The organism is Caproiciproducens sp. LBM24188 (assembly GCF_054130445.1).
Genome location: NZ_CP196862.1, coordinates 2,797,795 through 2,818,575 on the forward strand (window position 1 = coordinate 2,797,795; position 20,781 = coordinate 2,818,575).

At 52.1% G+C, this 20,781-nt stretch carries 22 protein-coding genes and 1 pseudogene; 5 read left to right on the forward strand and 18 right to left on the reverse strand.

Features of this window, described 5'->3' with window-relative positions; genetic code table 11:
• Positions 1-18: 18 nt before the first annotated feature.
• The 14 genes from ACSVDI_RS13150 to ruvC form a co-directional block, all read right to left on the reverse strand.
• Positions 19-633 carry a CDP-alcohol phosphatidyltransferase family protein gene (locus ACSVDI_RS13150; RefSeq protein ID WP_457943531.1) on the reverse strand — a complete coding sequence of 205 codons (615 nt, stop codon included), beginning with the start codon at positions 631-633 and terminating at the stop codon, positions 19-21.
• A 26-nt stretch (positions 634-659) separates the two neighbouring features.
• Positions 660-1,178 carry a CvpA family protein gene (locus tag ACSVDI_RS13155; protein ID WP_457943533.1) on the reverse strand — a complete coding sequence of 173 codons (519 nt, stop codon included), beginning with the start codon at positions 1,176-1,178 and terminating at the stop codon, positions 660-662.
• A 141-nt stretch (positions 1,179-1,319) separates the two neighbouring features.
• Entirely contained in the window at positions 1,320-2,555 is a 1,236-nt protein-coding gene (locus ACSVDI_RS13160; RefSeq protein ID WP_457943534.1) for a DUF5711 family protein, read from the reverse strand.
• Between the two features lie 36 nt (positions 2,556-2,591).
• The gene (gene truA, locus ACSVDI_RS13165; RefSeq protein WP_457943535.1) at positions 2,592-3,359 is read right to left on the reverse strand and encodes a tRNA pseudouridine(38-40) synthase TruA; all 768 of its coding nucleotides are present in this window, start codon (positions 3,357-3,359) and stop codon (positions 2,592-2,594) included.
• 37 nt (positions 3,360-3,396) lie between these two features.
• Positions 3,397-4,212 carry an energy-coupling factor transporter transmembrane component T family protein gene (locus ACSVDI_RS13170; protein WP_457943537.1) on the reverse strand — a complete coding sequence of 272 codons (816 nt, stop codon included), beginning with the start codon at positions 4,210-4,212 and terminating at the stop codon, positions 3,397-3,399.
• Positions 4,213-4,215: 3 nt separating this feature from the next.
• On the reverse strand, positions 4,216-5,070 hold the full coding sequence (locus tag ACSVDI_RS13175) for an energy-coupling factor transporter ATPase (RefSeq protein WP_457945649.1): 855 nt from the start codon (positions 5,068-5,070) through the stop codon (positions 4,216-4,218).
• Between the two features lie 59 nt (positions 5,071-5,129).
• Positions 5,130-6,002: an energy-coupling factor transporter ATPase gene (locus ACSVDI_RS13180; RefSeq protein WP_457943539.1), complete on the reverse strand. Its 873-nt coding sequence runs from the start codon at positions 6,000-6,002 to the stop codon at positions 5,130-5,132.
• Between the two features lie 153 nt (positions 6,003-6,155).
• Positions 6,156-7,022 (reverse strand): class I SAM-dependent methyltransferase, encoded by an 867-nt coding sequence (locus ACSVDI_RS13185; protein ID WP_457943541.1) that lies wholly within the window; start codon positions 7,020-7,022, stop codon positions 6,156-6,158.
• A 39-nt stretch (positions 7,023-7,061) separates the two neighbouring features.
• Complete coding sequence (gene glmM, locus ACSVDI_RS13190) at positions 7,062-8,411, reverse strand: phosphoglucosamine mutase (RefSeq protein ID WP_457943543.1); 1,350 nt, start codon at positions 8,409-8,411, stop codon at positions 7,062-7,064.
• Positions 8,412-8,608: 197 nt separating this feature from the next.
• Complete coding sequence (cutA, locus tag ACSVDI_RS13195) at positions 8,609-8,950, reverse strand: divalent cation tolerance protein CutA (protein ID WP_457943545.1); 342 nt, start codon at positions 8,948-8,950, stop codon at positions 8,609-8,611.
• Positions 8,951-8,971: 21 nt separating this feature from the next.
• Complete coding sequence (gene ruvB / locus ACSVDI_RS13200; RefSeq protein ID WP_457943547.1) at positions 8,972-10,030, reverse strand: Holliday junction branch migration DNA helicase RuvB; 1,059 nt, start codon at positions 10,028-10,030, stop codon at positions 8,972-8,974.
• Between the two features lie 50 nt (positions 10,031-10,080).
• On the reverse strand, positions 10,081-10,524 hold the full coding sequence (locus ACSVDI_RS13205; protein ID WP_457943549.1) for a GNAT family N-acetyltransferase: 444 nt from the start codon (positions 10,522-10,524) through the stop codon (positions 10,081-10,083).
• A 45-nt stretch (positions 10,525-10,569) separates the two neighbouring features.
• Positions 10,570-11,172 (reverse strand): Holliday junction branch migration protein RuvA, encoded by a 603-nt coding sequence (ruvA, locus tag ACSVDI_RS13210; RefSeq protein WP_457943551.1) that lies wholly within the window; start codon positions 11,170-11,172, stop codon positions 10,570-10,572.
• A gap of 43 nt (positions 11,173-11,215) precedes the next feature.
• Positions 11,216-11,740 (reverse strand): crossover junction endodeoxyribonuclease RuvC, encoded by a 525-nt coding sequence (ruvC, locus tag ACSVDI_RS13215; protein ID WP_457943553.1) that lies wholly within the window; start codon positions 11,738-11,740, stop codon positions 11,216-11,218.
• A 337-nt stretch (positions 11,741-12,077) separates the two neighbouring features.
• Between ruvC and ACSVDI_RS13220 the strand changes: the two genes are divergently transcribed.
• Both ACSVDI_RS13220 and ACSVDI_RS13225 read left to right on the forward strand, forming a co-directional pair.
• Positions 12,078-12,986: a GNAT family N-acetyltransferase gene (locus ACSVDI_RS13220; RefSeq protein WP_457943554.1), complete on the forward strand. Its 909-nt coding sequence runs from the start codon at positions 12,078-12,080 to the stop codon at positions 12,984-12,986.
• A 120-nt stretch (positions 12,987-13,106) separates the two neighbouring features.
• Positions 13,107-13,397 (forward strand): hypothetical protein, encoded by a 291-nt coding sequence (locus ACSVDI_RS13225; protein WP_457943556.1) that lies wholly within the window; start codon positions 13,107-13,109, stop codon positions 13,395-13,397.
• Between the two features lie 123 nt (positions 13,398-13,520).
• Here the strand turns inward: ACSVDI_RS13225 and ACSVDI_RS13230 are convergent, their stop codons facing one another.
• Positions 13,521-13,952, reverse strand: coding sequence for a threonine/serine exporter family protein (locus ACSVDI_RS13230; protein WP_457943557.1), 432 nt, complete (start codon positions 13,950-13,952; stop codon positions 13,521-13,523).
• 64 nt (positions 13,953-14,016) lie between these two features.
• Positions 14,017-14,781, reverse strand: coding sequence for a threonine/serine exporter family protein (locus ACSVDI_RS13235; RefSeq protein WP_457943559.1), 765 nt, complete (start codon positions 14,779-14,781; stop codon positions 14,017-14,019).
• Between the two features lie 370 nt (positions 14,782-15,151).
• Between ACSVDI_RS13235 and ACSVDI_RS13240 the strand changes: the two genes are divergently transcribed.
• Together ACSVDI_RS13240 and nspC are read left to right on the forward strand one after the other, a co-directional pair.
• Positions 15,152-16,351: a saccharopine dehydrogenase family protein gene (locus ACSVDI_RS13240; RefSeq protein WP_457943560.1), complete on the forward strand. Its 1,200-nt coding sequence runs from the start codon at positions 15,152-15,154 to the stop codon at positions 16,349-16,351.
• Positions 16,352-16,360: 9 nt separating this feature from the next.
• Positions 16,361-17,491, forward strand: a complete 1,131-nt coding sequence (gene nspC, locus ACSVDI_RS13245; protein WP_457943561.1) for a carboxynorspermidine decarboxylase — start codon at positions 16,361-16,363, stop codon at positions 17,489-17,491.
• 102 nt (positions 17,492-17,593) lie between these two features.
• Here the strand turns inward: nspC and ACSVDI_RS13250 are convergent, their stop codons facing one another.
• Both ACSVDI_RS13250 and ACSVDI_RS13255 read right to left on the reverse strand, forming a co-directional pair.
• The gene (locus ACSVDI_RS13250) at positions 17,594-17,839 is read right to left on the reverse strand and encodes a hypothetical protein (RefSeq protein ID WP_457943563.1); all 246 of its coding nucleotides are present in this window, start codon (positions 17,837-17,839) and stop codon (positions 17,594-17,596) included.
• A 289-nt stretch (positions 17,840-18,128) separates the two neighbouring features.
• Positions 18,129-19,265: pseudogene (locus tag ACSVDI_RS13255) on the reverse strand (MFS transporter); the annotation flags it as partial.
• Positions 19,266-19,353: 88 nt separating this feature from the next.
• Between ACSVDI_RS13255 and ACSVDI_RS13260 the strand changes: the two are divergent.
• Entirely contained in the window at positions 19,354-20,775 is a 1,422-nt protein-coding gene (locus ACSVDI_RS13260) for an IS1182 family transposase (RefSeq protein ID WP_457941925.1), read from the forward strand.
• Positions 20,776-20,781 lie beyond the last annotated feature (6 nt).

The following is a 20,781-nucleotide window of genomic DNA, read 5'->3' on the forward strand; positions in this document are numbered from 1 at the left end:
TGGCATAGCTCAAAATCCTCATTCATCTGATTTATCCCTTTTATCCATAACCTCATGAATATCAATTCGATAGCTCGGGTCGTCCGAGTGCAGAATAACAAAGTAAATTTTCGCGTATTGTACAAACGCGTAGATCATAAATGCTGCCGTAATGGAAAGAAGGGTAATGGTCAGCACCATATTTTCAATATTCCAGATTCCTTTCAGAACAACAATAATTCCAAAGGAAATATAAAACAAGGTTGTCGCGACTTTGCCATACCATTTGGAACCACCCGGGCGTTTCCCCGTTTTGAGCAAAAAGCAGCCGGCGACCAGCATTAAGGCTTCCTTCACGATAAAAATGGCAAGCAGCGGAATTAGAATTGGCTGCTCGACTGCAAGACAAACCGCGACCGCGCCCTGGGTCAGTTTATCGGAAACCGGGTCAAGCATCTGCCCCAACTCGGTGAACTGGTTAAACTTGCGTGCGATCATACCGTCCAGCATATCGGAAAGACCCGATACCGCCAAGACAATGCCCGCTTCTAAAATGCGGTTGTGAATGAAATAGTAAACAAACGGAACAATTAGAATGATGCGCAACACGGAAAGAGAATTCGGCACATTAATGTTCTTGTTTCTTTGCTTCATATTTGACAATCCATCCTTACTCCATTCTAAATTTCCGTTTCATACAGGCTGCAAATAGGATTATTTGCATTCGTAAACTGATAAATGCATGACTGGGCAATTTCCTTCTGTGTAAATTCAGGATATTTTTGCACCAGCAGCGGCAGCGCCAATTGCAGCACTGCGCAAAACAGAAAAATAACCAAAATGCCTTTCAACAAACCGAACACGCCGCCAAGCAGCGCGTTAACCTGATGCAGAACTGGCAACCGGAACACGGTGTCGACCGCACCGATTATCATACGGAGCAATAATTGGAGAAGCGCGAAAAAAATAACTGTCGCAGCAATTTTTGTTAGCGCGATCTGCAGCACGTTATCCGTGCGTCCATGAAAAAACCACGCTCCAATCAGGCCAGAAAAGCGGTTTACAAGAGCCACGGAAGCAACAATCGCAAAAAGATAGCCGACCAAACCAAGCAGCGAGCGTACCAGACCGGCCTTTAAACCGGTAATTATAAACCCAAGCAGGACCACAAGCAGGATAATATCCAGTATCGTTGCCATGTTCATGACCATCCTTTCGCCGCAGTAGGAAGCCTTCCCGATTCCGTCTCAGCCTGATTCTGGTGAAAACTTTGGAAACCTTCTCCTGCCGTTTCAGACTATCATTATAATATATCATAAAAGAACGATTTACACAAGAGTTCACTGTGCTGAGGCGCAGCGCACCTCCGACACGCCCAGTATGTAAACGGTGTTTTCGCTGTCAAGCGCAATTGCTTTGGCATCGCTGCCGGCGTCGCAGGTTCCCTGTGCCGCGCCCGTGTCCGCGGAGTAAAAATAAACCTTCCCGTTTGCCAGCGCCGCAACCGTATTCCCGTACAGGGAAACGGACTTTACGCTTTGTTTCAGCGTAATCGTCACATCCGATGCGCCCATGCTGTTCAATACCACCAGTTTGGAATCCGCCGCGTTCTGGTAGGGGGATAGGCTCAGCACTGTTTTTCCGCTATTGATATCATATGCAGTTAACTGCCGTCCTTCATAATTATAATCTACTTTTTTCCCAATATCGGTCTGAATGACCGCCGTCAACCGGTCGCCGACGGCAACCACCGTCCCGTTGCCAAAATAGGCGGCGTCCAGCATCATATTTTCCTCATACTGGGCCACCGGGGTTGCCGGCTTGCTGTCACTGAAATTGAGAAGATATACGGCGGAAGTCAGCGCACCGTTTTTGGAGGAAACTCCGGTCACAACCGCCTTTGTTCCACTGTCGTTCAGCGCCGCTGCGGACGGGTAATATTCGGAAAACCAGTAGTGGAACAGTTCCTGCTGCTCCGTATTATAAGCGGTCAGACGGCCGCAGTAACCGTCCTGCTCGGTGATTAGGGCATAACGCCCATTGGCTGCAAGCGCACCGCATAGAATATTGTTGTCCGTATTATTCCGCACAATGGTACGACTCGGACCTTCCAACTGATATCCCTTTCCGCCGAGATTATAAATCAGCGTTCGCGTACCATTCAGGCGCATAATTGGCTTGGAAAAGCTGTGCTGGCGGCTTAGAACCTCTTTCGCAGTACCGTTCAGAACGGTAAGCTCCGTATCGCGCACCATTACAAGCTCATGGTTCACCGATTTGAAGTTTCCAGGCGATACCACATTTCCGGTGATTTTGTAGGGGTATCCGTCCCCCACCCCCATACCGATAAACTGCGTCTGCACCCAATCCAGCACATTTTCCGGCGTCAGGTTGGTACGGTTGAACCACAGCAGCATTCCGACAAAGGTAAGAAGCAAAATCAGAATCACGCGGTACATCCAACGTGGAATCCGGCGCGGCCGCGGTTCTTTTCTTCTTCGGGAGGAACGCTCCTGCCGGGCATGATGTTTGCCCAGTTCGATTTCGGTGGTGTTGTAACGCTCGCCTCTGCCCATGGCTGTCACCATCCTTTCGCCGCATGTTCCGCGGTTTTAATCATCCGAATGCTTGCTTTCCAGATTCTCGTAAAAGACACGGTTCAAATACAACCCGCAAGGCGGCGCAGTCGGCCCCGCTTCCTTGCGGTCTTTCGCTTCGAGGATGCGAGGAATATCCTCCGGCTCCAGCTTTCCCTGCGCTACACGCAGCAGGGTGCCGACCATAATCCTTACCATATTATAAAGAAATCCGTCGGCCGCCACCGTGTAAAGTACCAAATTCCCCTCGCGCCGCAGTTCCGCTTTCGTTACGGTGCGGGTCATGTCCCCCCGGTCACGCGCGTCCAGCGTGCAGAACGAAGTAAAGTCGTGCGCACCCATAAACCCGGCTGCCGCCCGATTCATTCGTTCCAAGTCCAGTGGATACCAGTAGTGCAGCGCGCGCCGGTTTAAAAAGGGGTCGCGCACCGGGTGGTTCCAAATTTGGTAAACATATTCCTTTCCCGTGCAGGAATATCGTGCATGAAAATCCAACGGCACTTCCCGGCAGCTTTGCACGGCAATATCTTCCGGCAAAAAATGATTCAGAGCACCCACAAGCCGTTCACACGGGATTGTGTGCTCTGTTTTCAAACTGATGCAGAACTGCCGCGCATGAACAAACGAATCCGTGCGGCTGCAGCCTTTAATATCGGGCCGCTCCCCAAGGACTCGGAACAGCGATTCCTGAAAAACCTGCTGCACAGAAATGGCATTCTGCTGTATCTGCCAGCCGTGGTAATTCGCACCGTCATAACAAATTGTCAAGAGCAAATTGCGCATGTTTCGTCTCCTTGCAGAGCATTCCTATAAAATCGGATTAAAACGCAGGAGGAAAATAAATGCCGCACAGCACCACGCCGATGCAGAACACGGCGGAAAAGGCCACCGCCGCCACATCGCGCGGGCCCGCGTGCAGCACCTTCATCTTCGTGCGTCCTTCGCCGCCGTGGTAGCAGCGGCATTCCATCGCCATGGCTAAGTCGTAGGCGCGGCGGAAGGACGAAACAAAAAGCGGAATCAGAATGGGAATCAGCGCCTTTACCCGCTGGGTCAAGCCGCCGCTTTCCATGTCGGCGCCGCGTGCTTTCTGTGCGCTCATGATTTTATCCGTTTCCTCCAGCAAAGTGGGAACAAAACGCAGCGCAATGGTCATCATCATTGCAATTTCATGCACCTTCACATGGAGCACCTTCAACGGCTTCATTAGGCGTTCCAGTGCATCGGTCAGTTCGGTGGGCGATGTGGTGAACGTCAATACAGAGCTGAATAAAATCAGGCTGATAATACGAATTGTAATAAAAATAGCATTGGAAATACCGCCGGTTGTAATCTGCATAAAGCCAAAGCCCTTCCAGACCACTTCGCCGGTACCATAAAATAAATTTAAGATTGATGTGAACAGCACGACAAACAAAATTGCTTTCAGACTTTTAAAATACTGCTTCAGCGGAACACCAGACAGCAGAAGAACGGCAAGAATCATCACCGCCATCAACAGCAAGCTTTCAAAATTGGAAGCAACAAATATAAAGATAATATAGACAAACGTCAGCGCAATTTTTATGCGGGGGTCCAATCGATGAATCAGAGAATTCCCCGGAAAGTACTGCCCGAGCGTAATATCCCGAACCATGGCTCAGCCTCCCTTCCGTAACAGCGGCAGCAGCTGCCGCACCGCCTGTTCCACTGTGAGCACGGTGGTAACGGGGTAGCCTTTGCTTTGCAGAATTGCCATAATCTTGGTGATTTCCGGCACGCGCAGGCCGATTTCTTCCAATTCCGCGCTGCGGGCAAACACCGCGCCCGTAGCATCGAACATCGCTTTCCGGCTGGAGTTCATAACCAGCACCCGGTCCGCCGTGCGGGCAATATCCTCCATGCTGTGGGAAACCAAAATGACCGTATTGCCACGCTTCCGATGGTAAGTCATAATCTGGCTGAGCAACACGTCCCTGCCGTGCGGGTCAAGCCCCGCCGTGGGTTCGTCCAGAATCAGCACATCCGGGTCCATGGCGATAACGCCCGCAATTGCCGCGCGGCGCTTTTCCCCACCGGAAAGCTCAAACGGGCTTTTTTCCAGCAGCTCCGGCTTCAAGCCGACAAACTCCGCCGCCTGGCGTGCACGTGCTTCCGTTTCTTCCGCGCTCAGGCCCATATTGGTTGGGCCAAACTCAATATCCTTCAGAACGGTTTCCTCGAACAGCTGATGCTCCGGGTACTGGAACACCATTCCCACCTGAAAACGCACCGAACGGATTTTTTTCGGTTCCGCCCAAATATCCTTGCCGTTCAGCAGCACGGTTCCGCTTGTGGGGCGCAAAAGCCCGTTCAGCATTTGAATCAGCGTGGATTTTCCCGAACCGGTATGGCCGATTAGGCCGATGAACTCCCCTGGTTCAATGGAAAAGCTCACATGATCCACGGCGGTTTTTTCAAACGGAGTTCCCGCGCCGTAAGTATAAGTCAAATCTTTTGTTTCAATTACAGGTATTACAGGCATAAGTTTCTCCCAAATTAAATGCGGAGGAACCACATTCCGCCGCTCCGCGCTTATTGTTGGTTTCCGGTTCGCCGTACGTGTTTTTGCAGCAGCGGTTCCAGTGCTGCAACGCACTCCTCAATGTTCAGCACACCGTCCGGCAGGTCGCAGCCGCTGGATTTCAGCTGGTCGATCAGGTCGGTGGACTGGGGCACGTCGAGCGCGTGCTTTTTCAGCAGTTCCACCTGCGAAAATACCTCGTGCGGCGTTCCCTGCGTCAGAATTTTCCCGCTGTCCATCACAATCACACGGTCGGCCTGCACGGCCTCGTCCATATAGTGCGTAATCAGAACAATGGTAATGCCCTTCTCACGGTTCAGCTTATGAATGGTATTCATAACCTCGGTGCGCCCACGCGGGTCCAGCATAGCGGTGGGTTCGTCCAGCACGATGCAGTCCGGCTGCATGGCGATAATGCCCGCAATAGCGATGCGCTGCTTCTGCCCGCCGGACAGTTTGTACGGCGCATTCAGGCGGAAATCGTACATTTCCACGGCTTTCAGCGCGTCGTCCACCCGTTTCCGGATTTCTTCGGGTGGTACACCCAAATTTTCGGGCCCAAACGCAACGTCCTCTTCCACGATGCTGGCGACCAATTGGTTGTCCGGATTCTGAAGAACCAGCCCAACCCGTCGGCGGATTTCGTAAAGCACGCTTTCGTCCACCGTATCCATGCCGTCTACAAACACTTTGCCGCCACCCGGTAGAAGCATGGCGTTGAACAGCTTGGCCATGGTGGACTTACCGGAGCCGTTGTGGCCCAACAAAGCCACGAACTCTCCCTTTTGAATTCCGAGCGAAACGCCGTGAAGCACTTCCCTCACATCGCCTGTTTCCTCATCGCCGTAAGAAAATGCGACGTTTTCCGCTGTGATGTAATCCATTCTAAAACTGCCCTTTCACCGCCCGTTTTTCCTGCCCGGCCGCCCGTGCAAGGAAAAATCGGAGCAACTATATGTGTCAATACACGTATCTATACACATACTTATAATAATACCATAGCGCATTGGAAGATGCAAACGGAATTCCTCCCACGCTTAATCCGTGGCTTCCCAAATGGCGGTGCTGCCGCAGGGGAGAACCAGCCCGGTTTCGGTGACCGGCAGGCCGATTTCATCTGAAGAAACCCGGCCGCCGAATTTTTTGCCGAGCAGCACGCCCAGCAGGTATTCCATCACCGCCGGGGACAACCCGGTGGTATAAGAGTTCAGAATAAAAAACAGAGGATTTTCCGAAAGGACGGGAAGGCACAGCTCTACCAGCGAGTACAGCTGCTCTTCCAGCTTCCAGACCTCGCCGTTTGGCCCGCGCCCGTAGGACGGCGGGTCCATAATGATGCCGTCATAGGTGTTGCCGCGCCGCTGTTCCCGCTGCACAAATTTTACGCAATCGTCCACCAGCCACCGTACCGGCCGGTCGGCCAGCCCGGAAGCCGCGGCATTTTCCCTTGCCCACGTAACCATGCCTTTGGAGGCATCCACATGGCACACCTGCGCACCCGCCTTCATGCAGGCCAAAGTAGCCGCACCAGTGTAACCGAACAGGTTCAGCACCTTCACCGGGCGGTTCGCACGGCGAATCTTCTCCATGGCAAAGTCCCAGTTGACCGCCTGTTCGGGGAAAATTCCGGTGTGCTTAAAGCCCATGGTTTTCAGCTGGAACGTCAGCCCGTGATAACCGATTTTCCACACGGACGGAACCCCTTTCAGCTCTTCCCATCGACCGCCGCCCGTCTGCGAGCGGTGGTAGCGCGCGTTCGCCCGGTGCCAAAGCGGGTTTGTTTTCGGCGTGTTCCAGATAATCTGCGGGTCGGGCCGGATGAGGATTACGTTCCCCCACCGTTCCAGCCGCTCCCCGCTGCTTGTATCAATTAATTCGTAGTCCTTCCAGTTTGCAGCTCTCAATTCGGTTCCTCTTTATCGGTCAAAATTTATGAAAAACAGTTACGCCAAACGTTCCCGCAGCACATCCGCAACAGAATTCGCCAGTACGTTGATGTATTCGGGATCCTCGCCCTCAATCATCACACGCAGCAAAGGCTCCGTGCCGGAGGGGCGCACCACAATGCGGCCGTTTGAACCCAACTTTTCCTTTGCACGTTCCACCGCTTCCTTTACCTCGGAATCGGTGTAGAAGCGGAGCTTGCCCTCCGGCCCAACCTGCACATTCACCATCACCTGCGGGTAACGGGTCATCAGGGTGGCAAGGCTGGAAAGCTTCGCGTTGCGGCGGTGCACAATGCTCAAAAGCTGCGCGGCGGTCAGCTGGCCATCACCGGTTGTTGCAAAATCGTGGAAAATAATATGTCCGCTCTGCTCGCCGCCGAAGTTATAGCCCTCCTGCAGCATTTCCTCCAGAACATAACGGTCGCCTACCTTCGTTGCGGCGAATTTCATGCCGTTTTCGTCGCAGAAGCGGGTAAAGCCCATATTGGTCATAATGGTGCCGACCACTGCGTTCTTTTCCAGCTTGCCGCGGCTTTTCAAATCCGCCGCGCAAATTGCCATCAGATAGTCGCCGTCCACCAACTGACCCTTTTCGTCCACCGCAAGGCAGCGGTCTGCGTCGCCGTCAAATGCCACACCTGCATCCAGATGGTTTTCACGGACGAAAGCCATCAGGTTTTCAATATGGGTGGAACCGCAGTTGTCGTTCACATTCACGCCGTTCGGCTGGTTGGAAAGCATATGGCATTCAGCGCCAAGTTCGGTAAATAGAAGCTCCGCTGTGCGGGAAGCCGAACCGTTTGCGCAGTCGATCCCGATCCGCATGCCATCCAGTGAAAAAGCGACCGTACTTTTAATATGATCTACGTAATCGCGTACCACGTTCGGCATGGTGGAAACGCTGCCCACGTCGCCGGCAATGGGGCACGCCGGTTTTTCTGCGTGGTCCAGCACAATTGCCTCAATTTGTTCTTCCAGCGCATCGGGCAGTTTGTAGCCGTCGCCGCTGAAAATTTTAATGCCGTTAAATTCACAGGGGTTGTGGCTTGCAGTCAGCATTACGCCCGCGTCTGCCTTGTATTTGCCCACCAGAAACGCGACGGCCGGGGTTGGGACAACGCCCAGCTGCACCACGTTCGCACCGACGGAGCAAAGCCCGGCGGTAATTGCGTTTTCCAACATATCGGAGGAAATACGCGTATCTTTGCCGATCAGAAATTTGGGGTGGCGGTGATTCGCGTCCGTCAGCACCATAGCCGCAGCACGGCCGATATTCATTGCCATTTCGCAGGTCAGTTCGCTGTTTGCGACGCCTCTCACGCCGTCGGTACCAAATAATCTGCCCATAATATTCCACAACTCCTAAATGATATGATTAAGATGATTCAACTCATGGTGACCAAAGTGATTCAAGGCCTTTTCCCAGAAGACTTGTGACAGCCTCAGGAAAAAACACAACCTTATTATGTGCGGTTTGTACCCGGTTTCTACTCGGTTTTCTGAATTCCGGCTGAAACAACCAGGCAACGCCGCAAAAAATGCAGTTAGTGAACGCCAAAAAGATGATTTGCCAGCGGTACAATATTGATGACCGGTTCCTCATAAGGATGAATTTTACGAATCACCCTTACGGCCTCCGGGATCAATTCCCTGCGGCATCGGACTTCTACTTTGCACTCTGTGCCCTCGCAGACCTGCCCCAATTCGCCAAGGAACGGTTTTGCGTCTTCCAACGGGCGCCAGTAGCCGCTCACCTGCGTGATAGACACGCAGTGGTCATACGCTCCAATGTGCCCCGCACCGACTTCGCTGAGCGCGTCGCGCAGCGGGACAACATAATCCGGAGGAATGTAAATTTCAATTTTTGCCTGTTCAAATTCCATCATGACACACTCCTTTGTCTGCACCTAAAACAGCCGCTGCTGGCCGCTGTCCACCGCGTCCGGCGGGGTCAGGCCCAAATGCAGGTAAGCGTTGCGGGTCGCGCAGCGGCCCCGCGGGGTCCGACTTAAAAAGCCAATCTGCATCAGGTAGGGTTCGTAAACGTCCTCGATCGTAACCGCTTCCTCCCCGATGGCGGCGGCCAGCGTTTCCAGCCCAACCGGCCCGCCGTTGTAATACTGAATCAGGGTGGAAAGCATTCTGCGGTCGTTCGCATCCAGTCCGATTTCATCAATTTCCAGCCGGTCCAGTCCGATTTTCGCTGCCTGATAATTGATGACACCCTCGCTGATGACCTGCGCAAAATCGCGCACCCGCTTTAAAAGGCGGTTGGCAATACGCGGCGTACCGCGCGAACGGGAAGCGATTTCCAGCGCGCCGTCCACTTCAATGGGGATATCCAAAATCTTCGCGCTTCGCGTGACGATGCGGGCCAGCTCCTGCGGGGTGTAAAGTTCCAGCCGGAGCACCACGCCGAAACGATCGCGCAGCGGTGCGCTGAGCTGCCCCGCGCGGGTGGTGGCGCCCACCAGCGTAAACCGGGGCAACGGAAGGTGGTACGAAGCCGCCATCTGCCCCTTGCCGGTGATAATATCGAGCGCAAAGTCCTCCATCGCAGGGTAAAGGATTTCCTCCACACTGCGGGAAAGGCGGTGCACTTCATCGATAAACAGCACGTCGCCCGGGTTTAGGTTCGTCAGCAACGCGGCAAGATCGCCGGGCTTTTCAATCGCAGGGCCTGACGTAATGCGGATGTTGACATTCAGCTCGTTCGCAATAATTCCGGCCAATGTGGTTTTGCCCAGACCCGGCGGTCCGTAAAGCAGTACGTGGTCCAGCGACTCGCGGCGCTGCTTTGCCGCCTCAATAAAAACAGAAAGATTTTCCTTCACCTTTTCCTGGCCGATATATTCTGAAAGCGCCTTTGGACGAAGGGGATTTTCTACCTCCGCATCCTCCGGAACATACTCGGGCGCAACCATGCGGTTTTCAAAATCATATTCGTTTTCGCCGGTATAATCCATTCGCTCCACCGTCCTTTCCGGTTTGAAACATCCGTTTTCATACCGTTAATTTATTTTTCAAACAGTTTTATATAATTCTTTTGATCTTTTCGGCTGATATAGCCCTGTGCTTCGTAAAACCGGTGCGCACCCGTACGTTGACACCCGGAAACGAGCCTTACCCCGCTCGCTCCGGTCCGCCTTGCCCAATCCTCAACCGCGCAGAGGAGCCGGCCGCCGATTCCCTGCCGCCGGGCATCCTCCGCCACGGCAATTCCCAGGATATTCTTCAGCGGTTCACTGTAAATCAGTTCGTAATCCTCCGCGTGAACATAGCCGACCACCGTACCGTTTTGTTCCGCTACAAAAATTTTGTGGCCGTTTTTTTGCAGGACAAAATCAAGGCGCCTGCGGGTGCGGTCCAAATCGAAGTCATACCCCATGGCGTCGCGGTTCAGGCGAAAAAACGCCTCTGCATCCCTGCTTTCGGCTTCCCGAATCAGAATGGAATCCATCTTCGTTTCCTCCCGGTGGAAGCGGCGTACGGCACCGTGTTTCGGTTATTTTATCCCGCTGGCCATCGCTTTCAGGGAAAGGCGAATCAGTTCCTCCACGGTCAGTGAGGAGTCAAACTGCGCGACCACCGCCGAAGCTTCCGATGGCGAATAGCCGAGCACGGTCAGCGCACTGACCGCCGAAGCCGCATTGGACGAGGCGGAAACCACGCCCGCGAAGGGAACCGGCTGGCCGCCCGTCTGCATTCCCTTTACTTTATCCTTCAACTCCAGCGTAATGCGCTGGGCTAGTTTAGCACCCACGCCGCTGGCGCGGGTCAGCGTTTTGCTGTCGCCCGTGGCAACCGCCATGGCAACCTGCTCCGGGGCAAGCTCCGAAAGAATGGCAAGGCCCACCTTCGGGCCAACCCCGCTGACACCGGTCAACATCTTAAAGCAGTTCAACTCGCTCAACGTAGCAAAGCCGAACAAATCCAGTGCGTCCTCACGCACATTCAGGTGCGTGTAAAGCGTCACCTGCTCGCCCAGCTTTGGCAGCGCGCGCTGCGTGCTGAGCGTGGTCAGGCATTTAAAGCCGACGCCGCCGCATTCCACCACGGCAAACCCCGGTTCCACATGGGTTAACGTTCCTTTCACATGATAAAACATGGCTTCTCCTGCTTTTTCATTCTTTTCTATTATCTATTCCATTCTATATAACCCGCGATTTATTCTGCGTGGAGCGCAGCATGGTCCGGCGCAGGCCGGAGCCCGCCGCCTGCCCATGGCAGATCGCCATGGCCAGTGCGTCGGCGGTATCGTCGGGCTTGGGGACTTCTTTCAGACAGAGCAGCCGCCGCGTCATTTCCATAACCTGCGGCTTTTGCGCCTGCCCGTAGCCGGTCACTGCCAGCTTCACCTGAAGGGGCGTGTACTCAAACACTTCCAGACCGTGCTTCTGCGCCGCCAGAAGGATGACCCCGCGCGCTTCTGCAACGCCAATGGCCGTTTTCTGGTTGTTCTGGAAATACAGCTTTTCAATGGCCACTGCCTCCGGCTTCCAGTGCTCCATCACCTTGGAAAGCGAGTCGTAAATCACTTCCAAACGACGGTTAAACTCCTGCCCCGCCTGTGTGACCACCGCGCCGTGTTCCAGTGGCTGATACCGCCCGCTGCTTGCGCGGATTACCCCGTAGCCAACAATGGCGTAGCCAGGGTCGATTCCCAGAATGATCATATCGTTTCTTATGCTCCTGTCGCGCCGCATGAATTTTAAGCCAAAATAATATTCGTTTTATTATAGCACAAACCGCCCGAATAGGGAATAGCGAACCGAACCACACTGCGCCCCCGCAGCGGGGCAGTTTTTAAACCGTATTTTTCTATCAAAATAAAATGGGAATTACAAAACCGGATATGATAGAAACAAAATCAGCGGCTCATACAGGGCAAGTAAACCGTGGAAAACACACCGCTCCATACATCCTTATAAAATACACGCTTCTCTTTTTCCTGTCAACGTTCTCGTATGATATGGGACAAAGCCATACTGAAAATGAAAATGGAGGAATTGCATGAATTTAATACAATGCAACACACTGAACCAGGAGCAGGAACAAGCCGTACGCGCTTTGGAGCAGGCCTGCCAGGCACACGACGGACTCAAAGGAACCGTCTTTTTGTCCAATGAGCTGAATTTCAATCCCAACCTGAATTGCTATTATTTTCTTTACGAAGACGGGCAGGCAGCTGCCTTTCTGTCCCTGTTCATGCCCATGCAGAAGGAAGCGGAGGTTTCCGCATTTACCCTGCCGGGCTTGCGCAGGAAAGGCTGTTTCCGCGCCCTGCTTCAGCAGGCCCAGGCCGAGCTTTTGCCGCACGGCATAGAGCGGTTTCTGTTTGTCACTGAACCGCAAAGTGCGGCGGCAGAAGTTCTGCACCATTACGGGGCAAAGTACGAATATTCGGAATACCTGATGTCCTATGACCGCAGTGCAAATCCACAAAATCGCTCCCCCAAACCCCCGCTTCGGTTGGAACCCGCCAGCGTAAAAGTTCTGGATGACATGGTCGAGCTAAACGTTCTGGCCTTTCATGACGAGGAAAAGGAAGCACGCTCCCTGGTGGAAAAGTCACTGCAGTCGCCGGAGCGGGAATGCTGGTGCGCATATTTGGAAGACCGGATGGTAGGCGTGTGCAGCATCAATCTGGAAGAAGGATCCATCTCCATTTACGGGCTCGCAATCCGCCCCCAAGAACAGGGGAAGGGGTACGGCAGGCAGCTGCTCCGCCTGCTGCTCGACCGCCTGACCGCACGGGAAAACAGAGAAATCACGTTGGAGGTCAGCAGCACCAACGCACCCGCGTATCACCTGTATCTGACCTCGGGCTTCCGGCTTAAAACACAGTTTGACTATTCCTCCCGCCCGCTTTCAGAACCGCTGGATTCACGCGGCACAAAGGGCTCCGGCTGCATATTATAATACAGGATGGCAAGTCTTGTTTTCGCTTTCACCATTGTCGACATTGTCACCGCGCACCATTCCTTGTGATCATACCGCCGAAAATCAGCCGTAATCGACTTTACAGAAGAGGGAATCTATATGAAATGCAAACAAGCCGACGCGCTGATGGATGTCATCTGCTGGGATGAGTATCGACCTTTCCCGGGGTGCCGCATTACCCTGATCGACCGCTGTGGAAAAGAACTGTGCTGCGCACTTACCAACTGCCGCGGCCGCGCCAGACTGCCGGTTTACGACCCGGGAGAATACCAGCTGCGTGTCGAGTCCAGCCCATGCCATTCCCCGAAGGCGCAAAATAGATGGTTCCACATCTCCTGCCCGGAAAGGCTCTGCTTCAGTTTTATTTTTCATCGTACACTGTGTTACTGAAGAAATATCCGCCACACCTTCCTTTGCGAGCCTTCCACTGAAAATCAACCGGCTATAACAAGAATGCCTCCGTAACGGGCGAAAAGCCACGGTTCCCACCTAGGGTGGGGACCGTGGCTTTGATTATGCCTTGTCTTCGGTTGTGGTAATAATATGCCAAAGGCGGACGAACGAAGACACCAGCAGAATTCCCATTGCCAGCGCGCCCGCAATTCCGAGCGTGTGCAGGCCGGTTTCCAGGAACTGGTCGGTATTTCCGATGATGCAGTACTCCATCGTGTAATAAATTCCACCGCCGGGCACCATGGGCAGAAGGGCCACCAGCAAATAGCCGGTTACCGGGGTTTTCCGCAGGCGCGCCATAATTTCGGAATAAATCGATATGACGATGGTTGCGATAAAAAACTGGAAGATGTCATTGCCGAGCGGATTGCACAGCAAATAAACCATCCAGCCCAGCGCACCGCCCAATGAAGTGAGGATTAGTTCTTTCCCGCGCAGGTTAAACCCGATGGAAAACGCAGCGCAGGAGGCAAACGCATAAATGCACGGCATAATATACTGCATCCTTCGTTCCTTCCTTTCATCCTTTTTTTGCTCCAACCCGACGGAGGCATTTTCATACCCCCCACAGCAGGCGCGTCGCGGTCAGCACAAGGCCGGAGCCAATGGCAATGGCGGCAGCCACCAACAGGCTTTCCGTCAGGCGGATTAGCCCCGCGACCAGGTCGCCCGCCATCAGGTCGCGCATAAAGCTAGTAATGGCTATGCCGGGCACCATGTTCATCAGCGCGCCAATAATGATTTTATCGGGATTCAGGTAAACGTTGTAATGCGCCGCCGTCAGGGCAATTGCCGCAGAAACGGCGCTGGCCAGAATATTCACGAAAAAGCTGTTCGCGTGAAACCGCTCCATCTGCTCGCTGACAATTTTAATTGCAGCGCCGCAAAAAACCGCGACAAACGCATCCGCAAAGGTTCCCCCGTAAAAAAGGGTGAACGCAAACGCCACCATAGAAAACGCCAACACCTGCTGTGTTCCCGTATAATTGGGGCGCGCATCAATGCCGCGCAGCTCGCGGCGGATCGTTTTAAAATCCGGGGTATCGCGGCAGATACGACGGCACAGGTCATTCACCCGGTCGACCTTATCCAGATTGGTCGTGCGGGAATAACACCGGCGGATTTTCGTCACGGGGCGGTCGTCTCCCGTATGGATGGTAACAAAAATACAGGTTGGTATGGCGAAGATTTCACCGTCCACCGAGTAAGCACGAAAAATCCGCTGCATGGATTCTTCCACGCGGTATATTTCGGCGCCGTTGGACAGCAGCATATAGCCAACATCCGTCGCCGTATTAATCAGCTCTTCGTAATTGATCATGATTTCGCCGCAACACCTTTTCAGGAAGTTCATTCAAGCTTGTAATCGTATGCCGGCCGCCGGGCATCGTTTCCGATTCCGGCCCCGATTCGGTATGTAAGCACTTGCTATTATACTATATTTTCATTCGTTCAACATCCAAAAAATTCAAATTTTTCTGTACGCCGCGCGCTTTTTTACGCAGGTATATTTTGGTTCTCAGTGCAAACAATGAAGCTGACGACTGAGGGATTGGTAGAATTCGATTTCGCTTAAGAAAATTCTTGATTCCGAACTACTTTTTCGGTATAATCGTCTTAATAAATATACGGATTGAATCATTGCTTCATACCGTTTTCAAGCAAACCAAGGCGAAAGGATGGTATTAAACATGGGAAAAGCGTTAATTATCGGTGCCGGCGGAGTAGCCAGCGTGGTCGTTCATAAATGCTGCCAAAACCCCGAGGTGTTCGAGGAAATCTGCATTGCCAGCCGCACACTTTCCAAATGCGACGCACTGAAGGCCAAGCTGGAGGGCGGCCGCACCAAAATTCAAACCGCGCAGGTCGACGCCGACCATACGGATGAACTGATTGCACTCATCCGAAAATTCCAGCCGGACATCGTCATCAACGTGGCACTTCCGTATCAGGACCTTACCATTATGGACGCCTGCCTGGCAACCCGCGTGGACTATGTGGATACCGCCAATTACGAACCGAAGGACACCGCAAAATTCGAATATAAATGGCAGTGGGCATACCGCGAAAAATACCGCGAAGCGGGCATCACGGCGCTGCTGGGCAGCGGCTTTGACCCCGGCGTAACCGGCGTTTTTTCCGCTTACGCGCAGAAGCATTATTTTGATGAAATCCATTACATTGATATTCTGGATGCGAACGCGGGCGACCATGGCTATCCGTTCGCCACAAACTTTAATCCGGAAATCAACATTCGTGAAGTCACCGCAAAAGGCAGCTATATTGAAAACGGAAAATGGGTGGAAACCGAACCGATGGAAATTAAGCGGGTTTACAATTTTCCGGAACTGGGTAAAAAAGACATGTACCTGCTGCACCATGAAGAGTTGGAGTCCCTCGCCCTCAACATCAAAGGCGTCAAGCGTATCCGCTTTTTCATGACCTTCTCCCAGAGCTACCTGACACACCTGAAGGTACTGGAAGACGTCGGCATGACCTCCATTCACCCGATTAATTATGAAGGAAAACAGATTGTGCCGCTCCAATTTTTAAAGGCGGTTCTGCCGGACCCGGCCTCCCTTGGCCCGCGCACCAAAGGAAAAACGAACATTGGCTGCATCTTTCAGGGCATAAAAGACGGCAAGCCGCGCAATTATTATCTTTATAATGTCTGCGACCATCAGGAATGCTACCGGGAAGTCGGTTCCCAAGCGATTTCGTACACCACCGGCGTACCGGCCATGATCGGCGCGATGCTGGTGATGACCGGCAAATGGAAACGTCCCGGCGTGTTCAACGTGGAGGAATTCGACCCCGACCCGTTTATGGAGGCGCTCAACAAATTCGGCCTACCGTGGCAGGAAAGCTTCTCCCCCGAGCTGGTGGACTGAGGGCACGAAATGGAACTGGATTTTCGTAGAACCCCCTCCCCTTGCTATGTGGTGGATGAACGGCTTCTAATCAAAAATCTGGAACTTCTCCGTTCCATACAGGAACGGACAGGCTGTCACATTCTTCTGGCACAGAAAGGCTTTTCCATGTTTGCCGTTTACCCGCTGATTGGCCGGTACCTGAGCGGCACAACCGCCAGCTCGCTGTTTGAAGCGCGGCTTGGCCGGGAGGAAATGGGCAAAGAAGTTCACATTTATTCGCCTGCTTATTCAGACCGGGAATTCGAGGAAATTCTGGGGTACTGCGACCATATTGTATTCAATTCGTTCGCTCAGTGGAAACGGTTCCGCGGGCGGGCGCTGGGCGCCGGAAAAAGCTGCGGCATCCGCATTAACCCGGAATATTCCGAAATTGAAACCGACCTTTACAACCCGTGTTTCCAGTATTCCCGGCTTGGGGTAACACAGCAAAATTTTGAGCCGAATGAACTGGATGGGTTGGAGGGAATCCACTTTCACACCCTGTGCGAACAGAACTCCGATACGCTGGAGCGCACGGTAAAGGTCGTGGATGAAAAATTTGGGCCGTACCTAAAAAAAATGAAATGGGTTAATTTCGGCGGCGGCCACCATATTACCCGCCCCGATTACGATTTGGAAACGTTGATTCGTTCTATTTTATTCATCCAAGACAAATACGGTGTGGATGTTTACCTGGAACCGGGCGAAGCGGTCGCACTGAATACCGGGTATTTGGTCGCGACAGTGCTAGACACCCTGGAAAACGGAATGCCCATCGCAATTCTGGATGCCTCTGCCGCATGCCACATGCCGGATGTGCTGGAAATGCCCTACCGTCCCAATATTTTAGGTGCGGGTGAGCCTGGGGAATTCCCGTACACCTTCCGTCTTGGCGGCCCGACCTGCCTGGCGGGGGATGTAATTGGGGATTACTCCTTTCCAGCTCCGCTTCAGCCCGGCGACCGGCTGGTATTTACGGACATGGCGCATTACACCATGGTGAAAAACAATACCTTCAACGGAATAGGTCTGCCTGCCATCGCGCTTTACAACGACACCGAAGGGCTGCGGGTTCTGCACCGGTTCGGCTATGAAGATTTTAAAAATCGTCTTTCCTAAAAGACAAAAAAGGGGCGCCGCAGCGCCCCCTTTTTTATTATGTAACTTACCAGTCACGGGCCGCCCGGCAAATGCCGGGCGCCGAACGCATAAGCAGTCAAATTACTGCTGCTGGCCCTTGTTTTGTCTTGACTGGGCGTTCAGCTTCTTGGCTTCTTCAAGGTCGTCCTGATAAGAACTGGACGAACTTCCGCTGGAAGACGAAGAAGTAGAGTTCGAATATTTCTGGTTCAGTTCACGGGCTTCTTTTACAGATTCACTGTTGGCACTTGTCGTATCAATTGAACCGGAGCCGCCCTGACGGGACTGCTGATTCAGTTTTTTCGCTTCTTCCAAATTCTGATCCATGGTTTCTTACTCCCTTTCATACATGAACTGTCAAATCATTTCGATTTGACAATTTTATTCTGCCACGCATCTCGGAACTTATAACAAGAAATCATTTCAAAATATCATGACAGGATATTGCACGATTTTTTAAATCCATTTAAAATAATCATTTTTACTTTTTCGCTGTCTTCCGTAGTTTGGCGTATCCTCGGGAGCACATAGATACAAGTTTACATCTTGGGAAACACAGGAACAAGAACTTCGTCTGCGAAACATAGCTTGTAATATATGGTTTTGATGGATGCGATTATTTTGCTCGTCTGCGGGTAGCAAAGAAGTACACCGGAAATGCCACAAAGGAAAGTGCCGCGGCCACGTAATACATTGTGTGATAGCCCGAAGCGGTAATAATCGCGCCAAGCAGCACCGGTCCAACCCCTACGCCGAAATCGCAGCAGGCCCAGTAAGTGGTGGTTGCAAACGGTCTTCTTTCGTTCGTGATGCTGCGATTTAAAATTGCATTCAGACACGAATTCATGGTTCCATACCCCAGCGCACCCGCCGCTGCGCAGATAATCACCGTTGCAAGGCACGGCTTAAATGCCAGCAGGATCAACCCGATTGTTTGGATGACGAAGCTGGGATAACAAACCACATCATCGCCGAATTTATCCTGAATTTTCCCGGATACCAGCCGTGAAGCCAGCAGCACAGCCGCATAAATTAAGAAGAAAGGCGAAAACTCTTTCGTCAGATTCTCCGAAGCTGCGTACAGCCGATAGAACGACAACAGCGATGCATACCCAAACGACAGAAATAATATGCAAAGCGAGAGCGGCACAGCCTTGGGCTCAATCACAGCATAAATTCCATGCGGAGCGCTGTGCGGGTTTTCCTCTGAAACCTCTTCTGCTGATTGCGGATTTGTCTTTTGCTGCTCAACTTCTTTCGTGTCTGCAAACGCCATAAATACTAGGCAAAGCAGGGAAAGGATACAGGCAGAGATGAAACTGCCCGTTCCACCGAAGTGATCGTAGACAAGTCCCCCCAAAAAAGGTCCAAGGGCAACTTCCAGAGAAGTGGACAGCATGAAGTACCCCGTTGCTTCCCCGTATCTGCTCTTAGGCAAGGATGACATGCCCACCACCATAATGGCGTTCGCTGCCGCGCCAAATCCAAGGCCATGCACGAATCGAATGATGATTAAAAGCACGATATTCTTTGCCAAAAAATATCCACAGGCTGCAACAAAGTGCAAGCCAAGAAATGCCAGTGCTACCTTTTTCCAGCTAAAGCGGTTCAGCAGCTTTCCCGAACAGATTCTGGAAATCAGGCCGCCAAATACATAAATACCAGAAACAACACCGGCAATGGTTGTCGTCGCGCCGAACGCTGTCACGTATTCGCCAATTGTTGTAATAAGCATATACATGACAAGTGCGCAGCAAAGCTGCGCCCAGCCTGTCGAAAAAGTTCAGCGAAAGCTGGGCTTTTTGGTTGTAAAATGGTAAAATAGAAGCAGGTGATGAAAGATGTTGGAACGAGAAAAACTGCGCAGAGATGCAGTTGAATTTGTGAATACAGATCTATTGGTGCCACAGGATCATCTGCTGCGAAAGATTGACGGAGCAGTAGATTTTAACCATATTTATGACTTTGTAGAAGCATTGTATTGTGAGTGCAACGGCCGTCCCAGTGTGGACCCGGTTGTCCTGTTTAAGATTGTTCTGATCCAGCATCTGTACGGAATTCCCTCTTTACGCCGGACAATGCAGGAAATCAATATGAATATCGCTTACCGGTGGTTTCTAGGATATACACTGAACGAGGAACTGCCGCATTTCTCCACTGTGAGTTACAATTTTAAGCACCGGTTCACAGAGGAAACTGTGGAACAGGTATTTTCGTGGATTTTGCAGGAGGCAAACTGCGCCGGATATTTGGAGCCGGAAGCAGTATTTGTAGATGGAACACATATCAAAGCAAACGCCAACATCAATAAGAAGATCAAAAAGGCAGTCCCTCAGGCTGCAAAGCGATATGCCTCAGAATTAATGGAAGAGGTTAACGCTGATCGGGAAGATCATGGGAAGAAGCCATTCGACAGTACTCCGAAACCGCCGAAGGAAAAAGAAATCACGGAGTCCAAAACAGACCCGGAAAGCGGGCTGTTTCAAAAGGGCGAACACAAGAAGTGCTTTGCCTACGAAGCGCATACTGCCTGCGACAAACATAATTTTATCCTTGGCGTTGAGGTGACTCCGGGAAACGTACACGACAGCGTGGCGTTTGATGCGGTCTATGACAAAGTGACGGAACGGTTTCCTGAAATTGAAACAGTGGTGGCGGACGCCGCATACAAAACGCCGCATATCTGCAAACGGGTGTTTGACGACGGGCGAGTACTTTCCACAGCATACAAGCGGCCAATGACCAAAGCGGGAAATCTGGAATGGTGGAAGTATGTATACGACGAATATTATGACTGTGTGATCTGCCCTGAATATCAGGTTCTGCATTATGCAACAACCAACCGTGAGGGATACCGGGAATACAAAAGCCGGAGTTACATCTGCGAAAAATGTCCATTCCGTTCTCGCTGCACCGAAAGTAAAAGCTGTACGAAAACCGTAACGCGGCATGTGTGGCAGGATTATGTGGAGCTTGCGGAAGATATCAGGCACACACCGAAATACAAAGAGCTTTACAAAAAACGAAAAGAAACCATTGAGCGTGTCTTCGCCGATGCAAAAGTGAAATATGGGATGCGGTACACGCTCTACCGGGGCTTAACTCAAGTGACGAATTGGGTTAAGCTTAAGTTTGCTGCCATGAATCTCAAAAAGCTGGCAATGTGGAAATGGAGGGATGGCCATCCCTCCGGGTTTTTATTGATTTTACTTTGCTTATTTTCCTATCCTGCATATTATCAAGAGAACCCATCCTTCGTTTAACCGCGT